The organism is Photorhabdus hainanensis (assembly GCF_018448965.1).
In the GTDB taxonomy this organism is placed as follows: domain Bacteria; phylum Pseudomonadota; class Gammaproteobacteria; order Enterobacterales; family Enterobacteriaceae; genus Photorhabdus; species Photorhabdus akhurstii.
Genome location: NZ_RCWD01000019.1, coordinates 79,838 through 94,799 on the forward strand (window position 1 = coordinate 79,838; position 14,962 = coordinate 94,799).

The following is a 14,962-nucleotide window of genomic DNA, read 5'->3' on the forward strand; positions in this document are numbered from 1 at the left end:
ATAACCGAGAGGCTAATAATATTTAAATTTAATGCCTGATTATTTCGTTATGTTTAATCCGGTTAATCTTATCAACCTCAAGGGGTATCGATTTTCTTTAATGACTGTCACTGCTTTTCATAAACGCTTTACAACCCATGCAAAACCGCTTATTTAAGCACATTAGCTTAATCCGGTTAAAGGTTTTTACTCTTATTATTGGATTAACGCGGTCACTGTGTTAATCAATTCAAGACCGGTTTTTCCTGATGTTTTCTCTGCCAATATCAATATAGCAGCGAATTTTTTACCTGTTTTAAAAAGCCTTAATCACTTATTTTCACCGTTAATGATTAAAGTTTTCACCTGTTTTTTCATCACACACTGACTATTTTTTCCCGATGTTAAAACGACACTGACAGACCCTAAACGGCTTTTTAACGACGGTTTTATCATATGCAGATAAAACGTCTCTCACCTTTACCTGAATGAGTGAAAATTTCTGTCACGCTTTGCTTTCAAATCACATAAAAAACGACAAAGCACATGATTTAATCTGAGTGAATCTTAACAGGTCGAAGTCAATAAAAAACACTAAAACGAAAAATCAAAGACAGTAAAAACAGCGTTAAAACCCCGCCGGATTGTAGCAAAATGCGATAAAAAAGAGTTTAATGGCCATGTCAGGTTGCTGCGCTTGGCTTTTTTAGGATTACTTGTGGGAAGCCTCAGGTTTTATCATTGCTTCCATTGAATAAAATTCGGATGTTGGGTGAACGTAGCGGGTTAAAGGATTTGCGATTTATGTCACATTTATTAAGTTAATCAAATGGTCATCACCTAAACGGACGGGACAACCTGAATTTTTTGTTATATGTTTTTGGCTGGGTATTAAACACATAAAACGACTTATGAGTTATCTTCACGATACTTTCAAGCCGCAATGGAATATCCCCGACGTTGCCTGTTCATACAGGTTATCAATAAAACTGTCAGCCACAGACTGCCAGCGCTTTCATCGTTTGATGTACTTTCACCCGAGGCGCTTTAGCCTTTGGGTAGCTTATCACTACACGCCGCAATGAACACTGCCGGCCAACTGTGCCGTGCGTTGTCAACCCTCAGAAATGATAAGGGAAGCGTGATGTCATGCCAAAAAAATCAATCCAAACTTCAGCCCCGTCTGAGTGTGAACTTTAATGTCCGGGAGGGGTCATGAGTGTCTTGATGATGGCCTGGCTGGGGGCCGGCGCCGCGCAGCGTGCAACCAGACCAGAGACGACCTCAGCGGGGAATTCCCCGCCGCCGACCGAAGGCAGCTCTTCTGCCGATACGGTGCTGAGTTATCTGGAAAGTGAGGATTTTCAGCGTCATTCGCTGGCGGCGGCGATGACGTATACCGTTGCAGTGGGCGGCGCCCCCGCCGTCCTTCCGCTGGTCGCCGGGGTGGCCGCCGGGAAGCTGGGGGCGCAGATAGGCAGTGATATCGGCGAAAGCCTCACGCATGGCGTGATGTCGCTTTGGGGCCAGCGCACCATCGCCACCGAAGGCCAGGCCCCGGCCCGGCTCGGGGACGCGATTGCCCACCAGAACAAAAGCGCCGGGTTATGGGGGGCGCTGGGCGGCGGTCGGACTGGCGGGCGGTTTTGTCGGCGGACTGGTCTCGTCCGTGGGCGCGGCGCTCGGGCAGTACGGGGCGAACAAGGGCCAGATTGTCGAAGGGTCGCCGGATGTCTTTTTTGAAGGCCGGCCGGTGGCCCGTCAGGGGGACAAAATTATGTGCGGCGACCACCCCGGCCCGGTGGTGATTGCCGAAGGGGCGAAAACGGTGTTTGCCAACGGCAGGCCGATTGCCCGGCTGGGCCACCGCACCGCCTGTGACGCCAATATCAACAGCGCCGCCGCCTCGATTGCCATCACTACACAAACCGGTGACGCCCTGACTATCCTGACCGCCAGCAACAAAGACCTGCGCTGGCTGGTCGCCATTGCCGGCCTGCTCCCGCTGCCACGGGGCCGGAAAGACAACGGCGGCAAAGCCAAATCCGGGGCGGAACCCGCCCCGTCGGTGAAAAAAACCGGCTGTGACAGTCAGCTCTGTAGCAAAGCCGGCGAGCCGGTAGACGTGGCGACCGGCGACTTCCTCCAGGTCTGGCCGGTGCTGGCCCTGCCGGGAGTGCTGCCGCTGACCCTGAACCGGACTTACCGCTCCACCGCCGCCCTGTCCGGGCTGTTCGGCCCCAAATGGGCCGACGACTGGTCGCAGCACCTGCGCCGCGACGGCGAGGAAACCCATTTCACTGATGGCGAGGGGGTGATTTACACCTTCCATACCCCGACGGAAAACGTCTTCTCGGTCAACCTCCATGCCGGGCATTATCTGCTCTACGGCCGGCGCGACGGCGAGCTGCGCCTGTTCAACCGCCGTACTCAGCAGATACTGAGCTTTGCCGAGGTCCAGGGGGATAAACGCCGCCTGTCCCTGATAGAGGACCGCAACGGCAATCAGACCGTTTTTCATTACGATAAACACCACCGCCTGACCCGCCTGGTCCATGCCGACACGACGACCCTGGCGCTGCACTACGAGCGCCAGCGGCTCACGGCCATTGACTGGCTGCGCACGGAACAGCGCCAGCGGCTGGTGACCTGCCGCTATGATAATCCCGGGTATCTGGCAGAATGTGATACCTTTCAGTTTCACCACCTGTGGCACGAATACACTCCACAAGGAAACATGACCCGCTGGCACGACACCGATAAAACCGATGTCACCGTGCACTATGACAACGCGGGCCGGGTGACGGCCACCACCACCCCGCAGGGATACTGGCAGGACCGTTTTGAATATGATGATGACCATCACATCACCACCTATTTCGATGCCGAAGGCGGCTGTACCCGTTACCACTATAACCCCGACGGCCTGGTGACCCGCCTGGTGGACCCGCTCGGCCATGAAACCCGGACTGAATGGGATTTCAGTTGCAAAACCGCTGAAACCGACCCGCTGGGCCGGACCACCGCGTATGAGTACAGCCCTTACGGCGAGCTGACCGGCCTGCTGTCATCCACCGGGGACCTCACCGCTTACGATTACAATGAATACGGCCAGCTTACCCAGGTCACTCAGCCGGATGGGGGGCGCTGGCGACTGCATTACAACGAACAGGGCAACCTGGCCTCCGTTATCGACCCCCAGGGGCGGGTGGAAGAGACCCGTTACGGCCCGCGCGGGGAAATCCTGCGCCAGGTCCTGCCCGACGGCCGCGCCTGGCGCTACGGCTATGAGCGGCAGCAGCTCAGTGAAATTCGGGCCCCGGACGGCGCCCTGACCCGGTTTGACACCGACGGCCTGGGCCGGCTGCTGCGGGTCACTGACGCGTTACATCAGCAGACCGACTATCACCACAGCCCGTTTCATGCCAGCCCGGCGGGCAGCGTCAGCGAGATTCAGCTACCGGATGGCATCCGGCAGACCATTGACTACGACAGCGAGCGCCGGGTCTCGGCAGTCACCGACGGGGAAGGCCGGACCACCCGCTATACCTATGACGCCTTTGACCGGCTCAGCCGCCTCACCCGCCCGGATGGCGCGGCCCTGACCTTTGGCTACGACCGGCTGACCCGCCTGAAAACCGTGACCAATGAAACCGGTGAAACGTATCGCTACACCCGTGACCCGGCCGGCCGGGTGATGAGCGAAACCGATTTTACCGGCCGGACGATTCATTATCAGTATGATGCCGCCGGACGCCGCCTGACTGCCCGTTACCCCAGTCACCAGCTGCTGCGCTGGCGCTACACCGACGACGACCGCGTTACCCACCAGGAAGCGTGGCAGGAAGAGGATGACCGGTGCACCTTACACTCAGTCACCACCTACGACCACGACGCGCAGGGACGACTGGTCCGGGCCGCTAACCCGGACGCGGTGGTGGCGTTTGAATACGATGAAGCCGGCCGCCTGACCCGGGAGACCATTAACGGACGCGCCGTCAGCCATCAGTGGGACCCGATGAGCGGCTTACCCGCCGGATACCAGGCGGACACCCAGCCCGCGGTCAGTTGGTACTACGGCCTCAACGGCCGGCTGATGCAGTGGCAGCTTGACGGCCATGCCCCGTTGCAGATGCAGCATGACGGGCTGGGCCGGGAAATCGCGCGGGAAAGCGCCGCCGGTTTTATCCAGTCACACGCTTACACTCCAGTCGGGCTGCTGGCCCATCAGACTGCCGGGCGCAGCTCCGACTGGTTCAAGCAGACGCTGTACGAGGCCGACCCGCATTTCCCGCCGCGGGGCAGCGCGGTGACCCGCCACTGGCATTACACCCCGGCCTACAACGTGGCCTGCCTGGAAGACACCCGCTGGGACGAGACGCGCTACGGCTACAATGTGAATGACCAGGTGGTGACCGCCCAGTTTGGCGGAATGCGGGCCTGTGATGAACTGTTTGTGTACGACGCCGGCCAGCACCTGCATTACCAAAAACGGGTGCCGGAACGGCTCAGTGAAGACCTGCGCCAGAGCTACCACACCCAGCAGGCGGGGCGGGTGATTCAGCACGGCGCCTGCACGTATCGCTACGATGAAAACGGGCGGCGGACAGAGAAAACCGAACAGCGCCGGGGCTACCGGCCGCGGACCTGGCGCTACCGCTGGGACGCGCACGACCGGCTGACGGGGTTTATCAGCCCGGAAGGAACGCGCTGGCGCTATGGTTATGACGCCTTCGGGCGACGGATTAGCAAGCGGAAGGAGACAGACGACACCGGACAACCGGTGAAACCGACCGCGATAATCGGCTATGATTACCTGTGGAGCGGGGAGCAGCTGATTGAAGAGACGCCGGTATATGCGGATGGCACTGTCGGGTATGAACAGAGCATTCACTGGCTGTATGAGCCGGGCGCCCTGACCCCTTCGGCTCGCTATCAACAGGGCCAGCTATATTATGTGGTGAGCGACCATCAGGGAACGGTGCGGGAAATTTTGACCGAGGAAGGGGAGCTGATATGGGCCGGGCGATTACTCACCTGGGGCGAGCCGGAACGCTGGCCGGTGCTGACGGTCAATGACCCGCGCAACCTGACCTGCAACCTAAGATTTGTCGGCCAATATGAAGACACGGAGAGCGGTTTATTTTATAATCGGCACCGTTATTACGAGAGTGAAACAGGCCAGTACTTATCGGCAGATCCGCTGAATCTTAGTGGCGGATTTAACCCGTACTGCTATGTCCATGATCCGGTCAATTGGGTTGATCCTCTGGGGTTGACGGGGTGTCCGGGGGCTAAACCTGATTTTTATGTTGGACCAGCTGGGCCAAGTGCAACATTGCCATCCACAGGATATCGCCATATGAAATATAAAGAAGCTGACGGTTCTATTAACAAATTTGTCGATCCAACGATAGAAAATAAATCAGCACCCGTTTCTTGGTTTGGATTTAAGAAACATTCTTCTGGTAGTGAAGCAAGAGACGCTTTCCAAATAGCCCCTGAATGGAGTGATGCGCGTCTTAGAGGTACTTTTGATACTCTACAACTATACAAAGATGGCAAACCGACAGCTTTTGTACCTAAATGGGAAGGTAACTCCCATCCAACTAAATTAGAACCTTTTGCAGAAGCATACCCACAATATGGAAAAGGCGGAGCTGTTCAATTGCATGCTGACAATCAGATCATTCATTTTGATTCAGTTAAAATTTTACCGGAGTAATATCATGGACATACTAAAAAGAGAAGATGCAGAAATAATGCTTTATCAGGTGCTTAAACGAACTTTGATAAACGAAAATGATCTCGATGTACTAATGGAAATTGCAAAAATGGCAGACCGTCCTATTCCTATGAAAGCAATACTCTATAAATATAGCGAAATGGAAAAAAGGGAGTTAACGAAAGAGGATAGAGATATTTTTGATACGTTAATTTACTTTTATGGCCCTTAACCTTAAGTGATTAGTTTTATATAAGCCGAAAAGATCCGTGTGATCTTCCGGCCTCCTTATGATCTATCTTGGCGAATATCCACAGTAGCCAGAGCGGATTAAAGCTTAGAAATCGCATCCTTAACCTGATACGCTTCTTCGCCATTAACAGCTAAAGCGCGTATCAACCTGCGATTCGCCGGTCAGTATGAAGACGAGGAAAGCGGGCTATACTATAATCGTTTTAGGTATTACGATAACGAGATCGGGCAATATCTCTGTGCCGACCCAATAGGATTAGCAGGTGGATTTAACCCGTACAGCTATGTCCATGATCCGGTCAATTGGATTGATCCGTTGGGGATGGCAGGGTGTCCAATGAAGCAAATATTGGATGATGTTGATAAATGGTCTCTAGCTAAAATAAGTGATCGACAGAAAGGAATGATCGAAGATAAGCTCGCGGTTGTAAAAGAAAGATCAAGTGCTCTTAATAAGAAAATGAGAGAGTATTTCAATGATAATGAATCTAAAATAATAAAAGAATGGGAAAACCAAACAGGAATTACTTGGCCAACACAAGCTAATGGTAAAAGAGCAACTCCCCATCATGTTATTCCTATTAAAAATGGTGGTTCTAATGAATGGTGGAATATTATCCCAGTTCAACATCCACATACAGGAACAATTCATGGTCAGGATTCCGCCCTTCGTACCCATATGCCTTATCAAAAAACTGGTGGAAAACTTTGGTATTTATGAGATTCATAGGAGCAAGTTGTGAATATTGTAGACGCTTATAATCAAATGAATTTATGGATTAATAGCAGTAATGGAGAAGTTATCAATATTGGTAATTCAGAAAAGTATTCATTTACTCGGTTAAAATTGTTTTCAGATGCTGAACTATATCAATTTGAGTCAGATACGAAAATTAAATTGCCTGAACAATATAAATGTTTTTTAATAAATGTGGGAACTGTTGATATTTTTTCTACCGACATTGATTCTGGGATAGAAATTTTATCTCCCTTAGATGTTAAAAATTTCTCTAAGAGTGTATTTTATAATTTTGGTGATGATCTATACCCTAATTTATTGTTAACCACTTCAATTCCAAAATTTGGCTATTTTGGAGGTTTTTGGACAGAAAATCAGTCCAATGATAATTATTCAATATATTACCCTGATATTCCCCCTGAGTTTTGGATAGAAGAAGCTGACTTCATATCTTTTAATGAGTGGTTTATCCGCTTAGTAGAAAGTAAAGGTAAAAAATTATAAGGATACCATTAAAAATTTATCCTAGACGGCCACCATCAGGAGTATCGCTATGATGCCTTCGGGCGACGGATTAGCAAGCGGAAGGAGACAGATGACACCGGACAACCGGTGAAACCGACCGCGATAATCGGCTATGATTACCTGTGGAGCGGGGAGCAGCTGATTGAAGAGACGCCGGTATATGCGGATGGCACTGTCGGGTATGAACAGAGCATTCACTGGCTGTATGAGCCGGGCGCCCTGACCCCTTCGGCCCGGTTTGAAAAAGGCCAGCTGTACTATGTGGTGAGTGACCACCAGGGGACCGTGCGGGAAATCTTGACCGAGGCCGGGGAGCTGATATGGGCGGGCCGGTTACTCACCTGGGGCGAGCCGGAACGCTGGCCGGTGCTGACGGTCAATGACCCGCGCAACCTGACGTGTAACCTACTGTTTTGTGGGCAATATGAGGACTCGGAGAGTGGTTTATGCTATAATCGCTTTAGATATTACGATAATGAAACAGGCCAGTACTTATCGACAGACCCTTTGAACTTAAGGGGGGGCGTAAGTCCTTACAGTTACGTGCATAATCCGGCGAACTGGATTGATCCTCTGGGATTGGCGGGATGTCCAATATCTGATTCCAAATCATCGTCAGAAAATAAATCTTTTTCTCATCAAGGTCCTGAATTACCAAAGAATATTGCAGAAACCTTTAAAGATGGAATTTATAAAAATAGACAGTTAACTGGAGATGAAGTTTTTTATAAATATCATGGAATAAATAATAGAACAGGAAGAAAATTCTCATGGTTAACAAATAAGAAATACTCTTCTGAAGATGTATTGCGCCAAGACTTAGCTATTCGTCATGATTGGGGAGTAAATATAACTAAGATATCAGAATTTAAAGTCCCTAGAGGTACGTGGGTAAGTGAAGGACCTGCCGCCGCACAGGGTTCTGGTTATCTTGGTAGTGGATATCAAGCGGTTGTAACAAACTTACCTAAAACATGGGTTCAAAAAACAACAGGAGTTCCTTAGTGATGACATTAGCAAACTTACTAAATTCTCTACAAACCATCTCTGTGGAATTAATCAAAAGTGGAAAAGGAGAGACTGCTTACTTTTTTATTAAACGTTATGATGAAATCATAAAATTAAATAATGAACAGGATAGCATAAGGCAAATAGTAAAAGAATTATCTACATGTCAAGCTATGGCTCAATATGGTGATTTCTCTCCAATGGAGGAAAAACTTTTAGAAAGTGTAGTAAAAGATGCAATTAATTTTTTAGATCATAGTCTATAAAAAAACGGAAGATCTTCCGGCCTTACTGGTGATCTACCGTGGCGAATGCACTGGCTGTATGAGCCGGGCGCCCTGACCCCTTCGGCCCGGTTTGAAAAAGGCCAGCTATACTATGTGGTGAGCGATCACCAGGGAACCGTGCGGGAAATTCTGACCGAGGACGGGGAGCTGATATGGGCCGGCCGGTTACTCACCTGGGGCGAGCCGGAACGCTGGCCGGTGCTGACGGTCAATGACCCGCGCAACCTGACGTATAACCTACTGTTTTGTGGGCAATATTCGGACTCTGAGAGTGGTTTATGCTATAATCGCTTTAGATATTACGATAATGAAACAGGCCAGTACTTATCGACAGATCCTCTGAATCTTAGTGGCGGATTTAACCCGTACGGGTATGTCCATGATCCGGTCAATTGGATTGATCCGCTGGGACTGGCTGGGTGTCCGGGGGCTGAATCTCAATCACCATCAGACTTTGCTAGAAGCTGGCAAGGGCAAGGCGATTATCCCGGCGTTGATCGTTTCCGAGATATCACAGTCAAGAAAGGCACAATATTGATGGCAGGTGCACCAGGCCAAGGAAGTTTCTACACAACCATTAGAGCGGTTGAGAGGAGCGGATACTCTAAAGAAGGTGTGTTTAAAGGATTACAGGTAATACCTCATAAAGATTTCGGATATAGGCCAGGTATGACAGCCTATAGAGTTCTGGAAGATACACCTGCTGCCTTTGGTATAGTGAGAGCTAACCCTCATGCTGGTTCCGGTGGGTTACCTCAAATAGTCATTGAAAAGTACGATGGGATTTTAGAACCTTTATATTCGGTGAAGTTAAAATGATATACGCTAATGGTAATGTGAACTTAAATGGAATAATAATTAATCCATTAATTAAAAAAGATATTTTTCTAGAAAAAACATCAGAGCTTAATCCAGAAGAAATTTATATTTTTGGAAATAGAGTCCGTTATTCTATTGATAATATATTGTTTTTAAATGTAAATTATATTGTCAGTGCTGTTTTTCAGGATGAGTTTCTCATTTATATTGAATTGCTTCCGTTCGATAAGGAGATAGAAAACAAAATCAATGTATTTACCAATGAAAACCAAATGAGAAATAAATTAATTAATGATTATTTATTAAAATCACTATTTGGTTCATCAGAGAAACTTTATTTTCCATGGGGAAGTATTGAGTCTATAGCAGATACTAGATCAGGTATGTCATACATATCTATTTCTTATAAAAACAGTAATCACTGAGTTAGATATGAATAACCGGAAGGATCCTCGTGATCCTCCGGCCCTGTTCTTCTCGACACTCAATAAAGGACGGAATCTGGCCTGCGATTCTGTGGGCAGTATGAGGATGAGGAAAGCGGGTTATTTTATAACCGGCACCGTTATTACGACAGGGAAACGGGACAGTACTTATCGACAGATCCTTTGAACTTAAGGGGGGGCGTAAGTCCTTACAGTTACGTGCATAATCCGGCGAACTGGATTGATCCATTCGGGTTAACTCCATGTCCGGGCGCTAAGGAACCTAATTGGACAAATCATGGATACAAACATGTGCCTCCCAAAAATGCTTCTTGGAACGATATAGTCAAATCAACGAAATCTGGACCAGCAAAATATAAACCAGAAATTAACATCGAAGCATTAGAGCGTTCTGTTTATAAAACTGGGCAACCAGTTACAAATGGTAAGCCTTGGAAAGTTCAAGATATGGGAGAAATTATCGGGGCTAGTGAAGGTAAACCAAGTCAATGGATAAGAGTTGAATATAGCGGCGGTACTATTCACGGACATCCAATATCTCTCAATGAATTTAGGAAACTGACAAAATAATGAACATTGATTTTTCAGAAAAAAGTGGGGTGATCGTTTTTAATGATTTTTCTATTAGTGATGATATTCCACTTGAGAATCAACTTGATGAATTAAAAGAAGATATGTTGCAGGTAGAATTTCCTAATGGATATCTTTTAGACATTGGCTGGAGACCCTCATTCGAAATTAATGGACAGTTTAACTTGGCATTAATTAAAGATTTTAACTGGGAAAGTCCTGTTTATTTAGGTTCAGCAAAAAATTTATCTGAGTTAGAAGAAAAGATTCAATCAGCAATGCATAAATTATAGTTGATGAAATTTAATAGCCGGAAAGATCTTTCGAGATCTTCCGGCTTTCTTATGATCTACCGTGGCGAATACCCACGGTAAGCCAGAGCGGATTGAAGGTAAGAGTCCGGTCATCTCACCTTGTTCTTCTTCTCCAGCCCCTGCACGCTACTGCTTCCTTATCTTCACCTGGAGACTGACACCATGAGCCGTAGCCGATATACCCCGGAACAAAAACAGCAACATGTGACCCAATGGCGCCACAGTGACCTGACCCGAAAACAGTATTGCGAACAGCATCAGCTGAGTTTTTCCTCTTTCCGCGACTGGATTGCCGACAGTAACAGAATACCCCAACCTCTCAGCCAGACACTGCCCGCCCTCTTGCCGGTTTCACTCCAGCCTGACGACGCGCCCACCGTCACCCTGCATACCCCAGACGGCTATGCCATCGCCTGTCCATTGACGCTGTTGCCTGACGTGATGCGGGTACTGGCCTAATGCTGAAACCGCAACAGCTTTTTCTGGTGCGAGAGCCCGTCGACATGCGCCGGGGCATTGATGCCCTGACCCAGCACCTGGAGGGACTGAATTTGCGCTGGCAGGACGAAGCCGCTTTTGTTTTCTGCAACAAGGCCCGCTCCCGTCTCAAGGTGTTGCGCTGGGACCGACACGGCGTCTGGCTGTGTACCCGCCGTCTGCGCCGGGCCCATTTACTGGCCCCGGGAAAAGGCCAGACCCAGCGGGCTTACCTGTGGACGTATGTCACCGGCTCCGATACCTCGCCGGCAGTGGTGTACTATGAGCTGCATCCCGGCCGCAGTGGCCGTTATGCACAGAGCCTGCTGAAAGACTGGTCGGGCGGCACGTTAGTGACGGATGATTATGCCGGTTACAACGCGCTGCATGCCCGGGCGGATATCACCGAAGCGGGTTGCTGGGCCCCCGCCCGTCGTAAATTCTTTGACCAATATAAAGCGAGCCAAAGTTCGGTAGCGAAACAGGCGCTGGATGGCATTCGCGACCTGTACAAGCTGGAGCGAAAAATCAAACACCGGCCGCCGGATAAACGGCGTCAGTGGCGGCAGCGTTATGCCCGGCCGTGGCTGAATGAGTTCCGGTCCTGGTTGCAGAAGATTCAGACCCAAACGGTGCCCAACTCCGGGTTACGCAAAGCGATAGATTACACGCTGAAGCGCTGGTCGGCGCTGGTGTGTTATCTGGATGACGGCTGGGTGCCGATAGACAACAACCGGGCGGAGAATGCGGTCCGGGGTGTGGCGGTCGGCCGAAAGAACGGGCTTTTTGCGGGTTCACTGCCCGCGGGGCAACGTGCCGCCATGATAATGAGCCTGTTGGAAACCGCCAGAGCCAACGGACATGAGCCCTGGGTCTGGTTACGTGATGTCCTCAGCCGGCTGCCTTCCTGGCCGAACAATCGGTTGAATGAGCTGCTGCCCTGGCCTGAGAATCCCTTCCGTTAACATCCCATTTTGTTGTTATCTCACCACGCAAGGTGAGTTCACCGGAACATTACCCTGCATCTGCTGCTTAATCTCCCGCAGTTGGGCCTGTTGTCGCTGGTACTGCTGATGCTGTTGTTGCGTGGCTTCACTCTCTGGAATTAACACTAGACCCTTTGGGGTTAGCAGGAGGAGTAAATCCTTACAGTTACGTGCATAATCCGATGGGTTGGATCGACCCGCTGGGGCTAGCTGGATGCTCTACTAAACTCGGTAAAAACATGATGGAAGATATGAGCTTACCACGCTCAACTTCATGGAAAGGACGTGAAGCGCACCATGTCATTCCGAAACAGCTATCAGATCATCCTGCTTTGAAAAAAATTGGATATGATATTGATGATGCTAGTAATGGGATATTTTTTGAGGCAGCCAGACCTCATCAAAAATAAAAAGGTTGCTACTACAGTTAGCACAATGGCAAGACATTGAGGTAGCCATAACGGATATTCCTCCGCAGTTGAAAAAACTCTAAATAAAATTGATTTAAACCAGCCTACTAATGTCATAGCAAAACAAGTTGCTGACATACAAAATAAGGCGAAGAAATCAATGATGAATGGCATGCCAATTAGGTCGAAAGATATTGCTAAGAATCCTGATATAGGAAAGCAAAGAGCTTTTGAATTGTGGGATAATATATTTAATAAATAGAGGTTATATATGATTGATATAAAAAAAGAATTTGTTATTGAACCAATGTCTTTTCTTTTGTCTGAAAAATTATTTTCAGGGGTTCTTAGTAATCAATCCGGTCATTATCTAGAAATTCATGATCCTGAATTAGCACTGACTTTATCTTTTGAACAATTATTATCCGATGGGTATCTAGTATGGTTAGATCTCATTGAAAATTCTATAAGTAAATTTAGGTTAAGAAGTGAATTTCATGAAGCTGACGAATACTTAAATGATATAAGTAAAGAATTTTCTGTTCATTATGATAAAATTTCAATCATCTATCGAAAGAAAAAAATAAAAAAAGAAAACTCTGACTATGATGATTTTTATTTTGAAGTTTTAGATGAGGTATATTCTCAACTAAACATGTTATCTATTCAAAGGTATATATTAGGTGAACAAAAGGAATCAATCTTGGAAAAGATCTTTGAGATATATAAAGAAGGGTTGTATCCATGCGGAATGACGAAGGATGAAAAAATAGTCGCTTTTAATCCAATGATATTAAAAACTAGTTGATATAGTAGATAAATAATTGTGAAAAAGTCGGAAAGATCCCCATGATCTTTCCGGCTTTGTTATCTTTATGCTTAAAATAAATATTTTACAGGGTTGATCTTATATATTAAATATATAATTTAAAATCATAAAAATATAAAATAAATAAGAAGATAAAAAAAGGAATAATACAGAAAAATATAATATTAATAGTAAATATATACATAGGCTATATTTTGGCTATTTTATTCTGTTTTCTCTCTGAAACAGCAAAAAGCCGGAATCGCTTCCGACTGGCTTCTTTCTTACCGTGGTGAATGCCCATGCCACGCCAACGCCGACTGGTTAGTGCAATGGCAAGGCATCAAGGTAATCACAATGGTTACTCCAAGGCTATTAAAAATGTACCAGACAAAATAGACTTAAACCAGTCTGTTAATAAGATATCGAAACAGGTTGCTGATATACAAAATTTAGCTAAGAAAGGAATGATGAATGGAACACCAATAAGAGCTAAAGATAACTCGAAAGGAAAAGCCAAAATAGGCAACCAACGTGCTTTAGAAATGTGGAATAAAATTTTAGGGGTATAACAATGAAAAGCGAAAATAAGAAGTTTATAACTGAACCAATGAATTTTCTATTTTCAGATAATCTTTTATCAGGGGAGTAAAAGCACCTTCTGATATTATTCTATTGGAAGATAAAGACAAATCCCTCAGATTATCATTAAGTCAATATTTACCAGATGGATATTTAGTCTGGCAAGATCTTATAGAAAATAGCGTTGGTAAATTTTCTTTAGAAGATAACTATTCTGAAGCTGAAGATTATTTAGAAGATATTGATGAAGAATACAGTGACTTACAAGAGGAAAAGACATTAATTTATAGAAAATCTAAAATAAAATAACAAATACAGAATACGATGATTTTTATTTTGAAATTTTGGAAAAGATCTTTGAGATATATAAAGAAGGGTTGTATCCATACGGAATGACTAAGGATAAAAAGATAGTGGCTTTTAATCCAATGATATTAAAAACTAGTTGATATAGAAAACATATTCTCATGAAAAAGCCGGAAAGAATCCCGTAATCTTTCCGGTTTTGTTATTTTTATGCTTAAAATAAATATTTTACAGGCTTGGTCTTATATATTAAATATATAATTTAAAATCACAAAAATATAAAATAAATAAGAAGATAAAAAATAAATAATACAGAAAAATATAATATTCATAATAAATATATACATAGGCTATATTTTAGCTATTTTATTCTGTTTTTTCTCTGAAACAGCAAAAAACCGGAATAGATTCCGGCCTGTTTCTTTCTTACCGTGGTGAATACCCGTGATACGCCAGTGCCGACTGGAGCCGCCCTATCGCATCCTTAATCTGATACGCTTCCTCGTCATTCACGGCACAAGCCCGTATCTCCGCCCAGTTCAGCCGCTTCACTAGTTGGGCCAAGGCCAGTGCTTCAATGTGGGTTAACTGAATATCCTGCAAATGTTCAATCACCACTTCAGATTATATAAGGAAGAATGCAGATCTTCGCAGATAACACGAACCTTTTGCGACACCCTCTTTTCAACGAGGTTTGTCAGCAATCTGAGACAGAAGGGGCATTTGGCC

At 46.6% G+C, this 14,962-nt stretch carries 17 protein-coding genes and 3 pseudogenes; 18 read left to right on the plus strand and 2 right to left on the minus strand.

What is annotated here, in order from left to right:
* The first annotated feature begins 1,194 nt into the window (after nucleotides 1-1,194).
* From EAE92_RS24620 to tnpC, 14 genes and pseudogenes are all read left to right on the plus strand, one after another.
* Nucleotides 1,195-1,722: a hypothetical protein gene (locus tag EAE92_RS24620; RefSeq protein ID WP_246545193.1), complete on the plus strand. Its 528-nt coding sequence runs from the start codon at nucleotides 1,195-1,197 to the stop codon at nucleotides 1,720-1,722.
* A complete protein-coding gene (locus EAE92_RS13160) occupies nucleotides 1,649-5,704 on the plus strand; it encodes an RHS repeat-associated core domain-containing protein (RefSeq protein ID WP_339959381.1) in 4,056 nt (1,351 codons plus the stop codon). The genes EAE92_RS24620 and EAE92_RS13160 overlap by 74 nt, the downstream gene beginning before the upstream one ends.
* Nucleotides 5,705-5,708: 4 nt before the next feature.
* Complete coding sequence (locus tag EAE92_RS13165) at nucleotides 5,709-5,936, plus strand: hypothetical protein (RefSeq protein ID WP_112896949.1); 228 nt, start codon at nucleotides 5,709-5,711, stop codon at nucleotides 5,934-5,936.
* A 165-nt stretch (nucleotides 5,937-6,101) separates the two neighbouring features.
* Nucleotides 6,102-6,677: pseudogene (locus EAE92_RS13170) on the plus strand (RHS repeat-associated core domain-containing protein); the annotation flags it as partial.
* Nucleotides 6,678-6,695: 18 nt separating this feature from the next.
* Complete coding sequence (locus tag EAE92_RS13175) at nucleotides 6,696-7,199, plus strand: SMI1/KNR4 family protein (RefSeq protein ID WP_214068409.1); 504 nt, start codon at nucleotides 6,696-6,698, stop codon at nucleotides 7,197-7,199.
* 120 nt (nucleotides 7,200-7,319) lie between these two features.
* A pseudogene (locus EAE92_RS13180) lies at nucleotides 7,320-7,823 on the plus strand (RHS repeat domain-containing protein); the annotation flags it as partial.
* A gap of 404 nt (nucleotides 7,824-8,227) precedes the next feature.
* Nucleotides 8,228-8,494: a hypothetical protein gene (locus tag EAE92_RS13185; RefSeq protein ID WP_036812022.1), complete on the plus strand. Its 267-nt coding sequence runs from the start codon at nucleotides 8,228-8,230 to the stop codon at nucleotides 8,492-8,494.
* A gap of 45 nt (nucleotides 8,495-8,539) precedes the next feature.
* Nucleotides 8,540-9,334 (plus strand): RHS repeat domain-containing protein, encoded by a 795-nt coding sequence (locus EAE92_RS24630; RefSeq protein WP_246545184.1) that lies wholly within the window; start codon nucleotides 8,540-8,542, stop codon nucleotides 9,332-9,334.
* The gene (locus tag EAE92_RS13195; protein ID WP_112896996.1) at nucleotides 9,331-9,759 is read left to right on the plus strand and encodes a hypothetical protein; all 429 of its coding nucleotides are present in this window, start codon (nucleotides 9,331-9,333) and stop codon (nucleotides 9,757-9,759) included. Before EAE92_RS24630 ends, EAE92_RS13195 begins: the two co-directional genes overlap by 4 nt.
* 81 nt (nucleotides 9,760-9,840) lie before the next feature.
* Nucleotides 9,841-9,957: pseudogene (locus EAE92_RS25400) on the plus strand (RHS repeat-associated core domain-containing protein); the annotation flags it as partial.
* Nucleotides 9,958-10,071: 114 nt separating this feature from the next.
* The gene (locus EAE92_RS25215) at nucleotides 10,072-10,350 is read left to right on the plus strand and encodes a hypothetical protein (RefSeq protein ID WP_271859754.1); all 279 of its coding nucleotides are present in this window, start codon (nucleotides 10,072-10,074) and stop codon (nucleotides 10,348-10,350) included.
* Nucleotides 10,350-10,643: a hypothetical protein gene (locus EAE92_RS13205; protein ID WP_214055381.1), complete on the plus strand. Its 294-nt coding sequence runs from the start codon at nucleotides 10,350-10,352 to the stop codon at nucleotides 10,641-10,643. The genes EAE92_RS25215 and EAE92_RS13205 overlap by 1 nt, the downstream gene beginning before the upstream one ends.
* Nucleotides 10,644-10,826: 183 nt before the next feature.
* On the plus strand, nucleotides 10,827-11,123 hold the full coding sequence (gene tnpA, locus EAE92_RS13210; RefSeq protein ID WP_246545185.1) for an IS66 family insertion sequence element accessory protein TnpA: 297 nt from the start codon (nucleotides 10,827-10,829) through the stop codon (nucleotides 11,121-11,123).
* Nucleotides 11,123-12,106, plus strand: a complete 984-nt coding sequence (tnpC, locus tag EAE92_RS13215; RefSeq protein WP_214068411.1) for an IS66 family transposase — start codon at nucleotides 11,123-11,125, stop codon at nucleotides 12,104-12,106. Before tnpA ends, tnpC begins: the two co-directional genes overlap by 1 nt.
* Before the next feature lie 15 nt (nucleotides 12,107-12,121).
* Here tnpC and EAE92_RS25020 read toward each other — a convergent pair whose 3' ends face one another.
* Entirely contained in the window at nucleotides 12,122-12,253 is a 132-nt protein-coding gene (locus EAE92_RS25020) for a hypothetical protein (protein ID WP_281422779.1), read from the minus strand.
* 56 nt (nucleotides 12,254-12,309) lie between these two features.
* Here EAE92_RS25020 and EAE92_RS24640 point away from each other — a divergent pair, with 56 nt between their 5' ends.
* From EAE92_RS24640 to EAE92_RS13235, 4 genes are all read left to right on the plus strand, one after another.
* Entirely contained in the window at nucleotides 12,310-12,537 is a 228-nt protein-coding gene (locus EAE92_RS24640) for an AHH domain-containing protein (RefSeq protein WP_246545186.1), read from the plus strand.
* Nucleotides 12,538-12,808: 271 nt separating this feature from the next.
* Nucleotides 12,809-13,345: a hypothetical protein gene (locus EAE92_RS13225; RefSeq protein ID WP_214068412.1), complete on the plus strand. Its 537-nt coding sequence runs from the start codon at nucleotides 12,809-12,811 to the stop codon at nucleotides 13,343-13,345.
* 302 nt (nucleotides 13,346-13,647) lie between these two features.
* Entirely contained in the window at nucleotides 13,648-13,917 is a 270-nt protein-coding gene (locus EAE92_RS13230; RefSeq protein ID WP_246545187.1) for an AHH domain-containing protein, read from the plus strand.
* Between the two features lie 103 nt (nucleotides 13,918-14,020).
* A complete protein-coding gene (locus tag EAE92_RS13235) occupies nucleotides 14,021-14,236 on the plus strand; it encodes a hypothetical protein (RefSeq protein WP_214068414.1) in 216 nt (71 codons plus the stop codon).
* Nucleotides 14,237-14,659: 423 nt separating this feature from the next.
* Here EAE92_RS13235 and EAE92_RS13240 read toward each other — a convergent pair whose 3' ends face one another.
* A complete protein-coding gene (locus EAE92_RS13240; RefSeq protein WP_422616057.1) occupies nucleotides 14,660-14,851 on the minus strand; it encodes a DUF7706 family protein in 192 nt (63 codons plus the stop codon).
* Nucleotides 14,852-14,962: the final 111 nt, after the last annotated feature.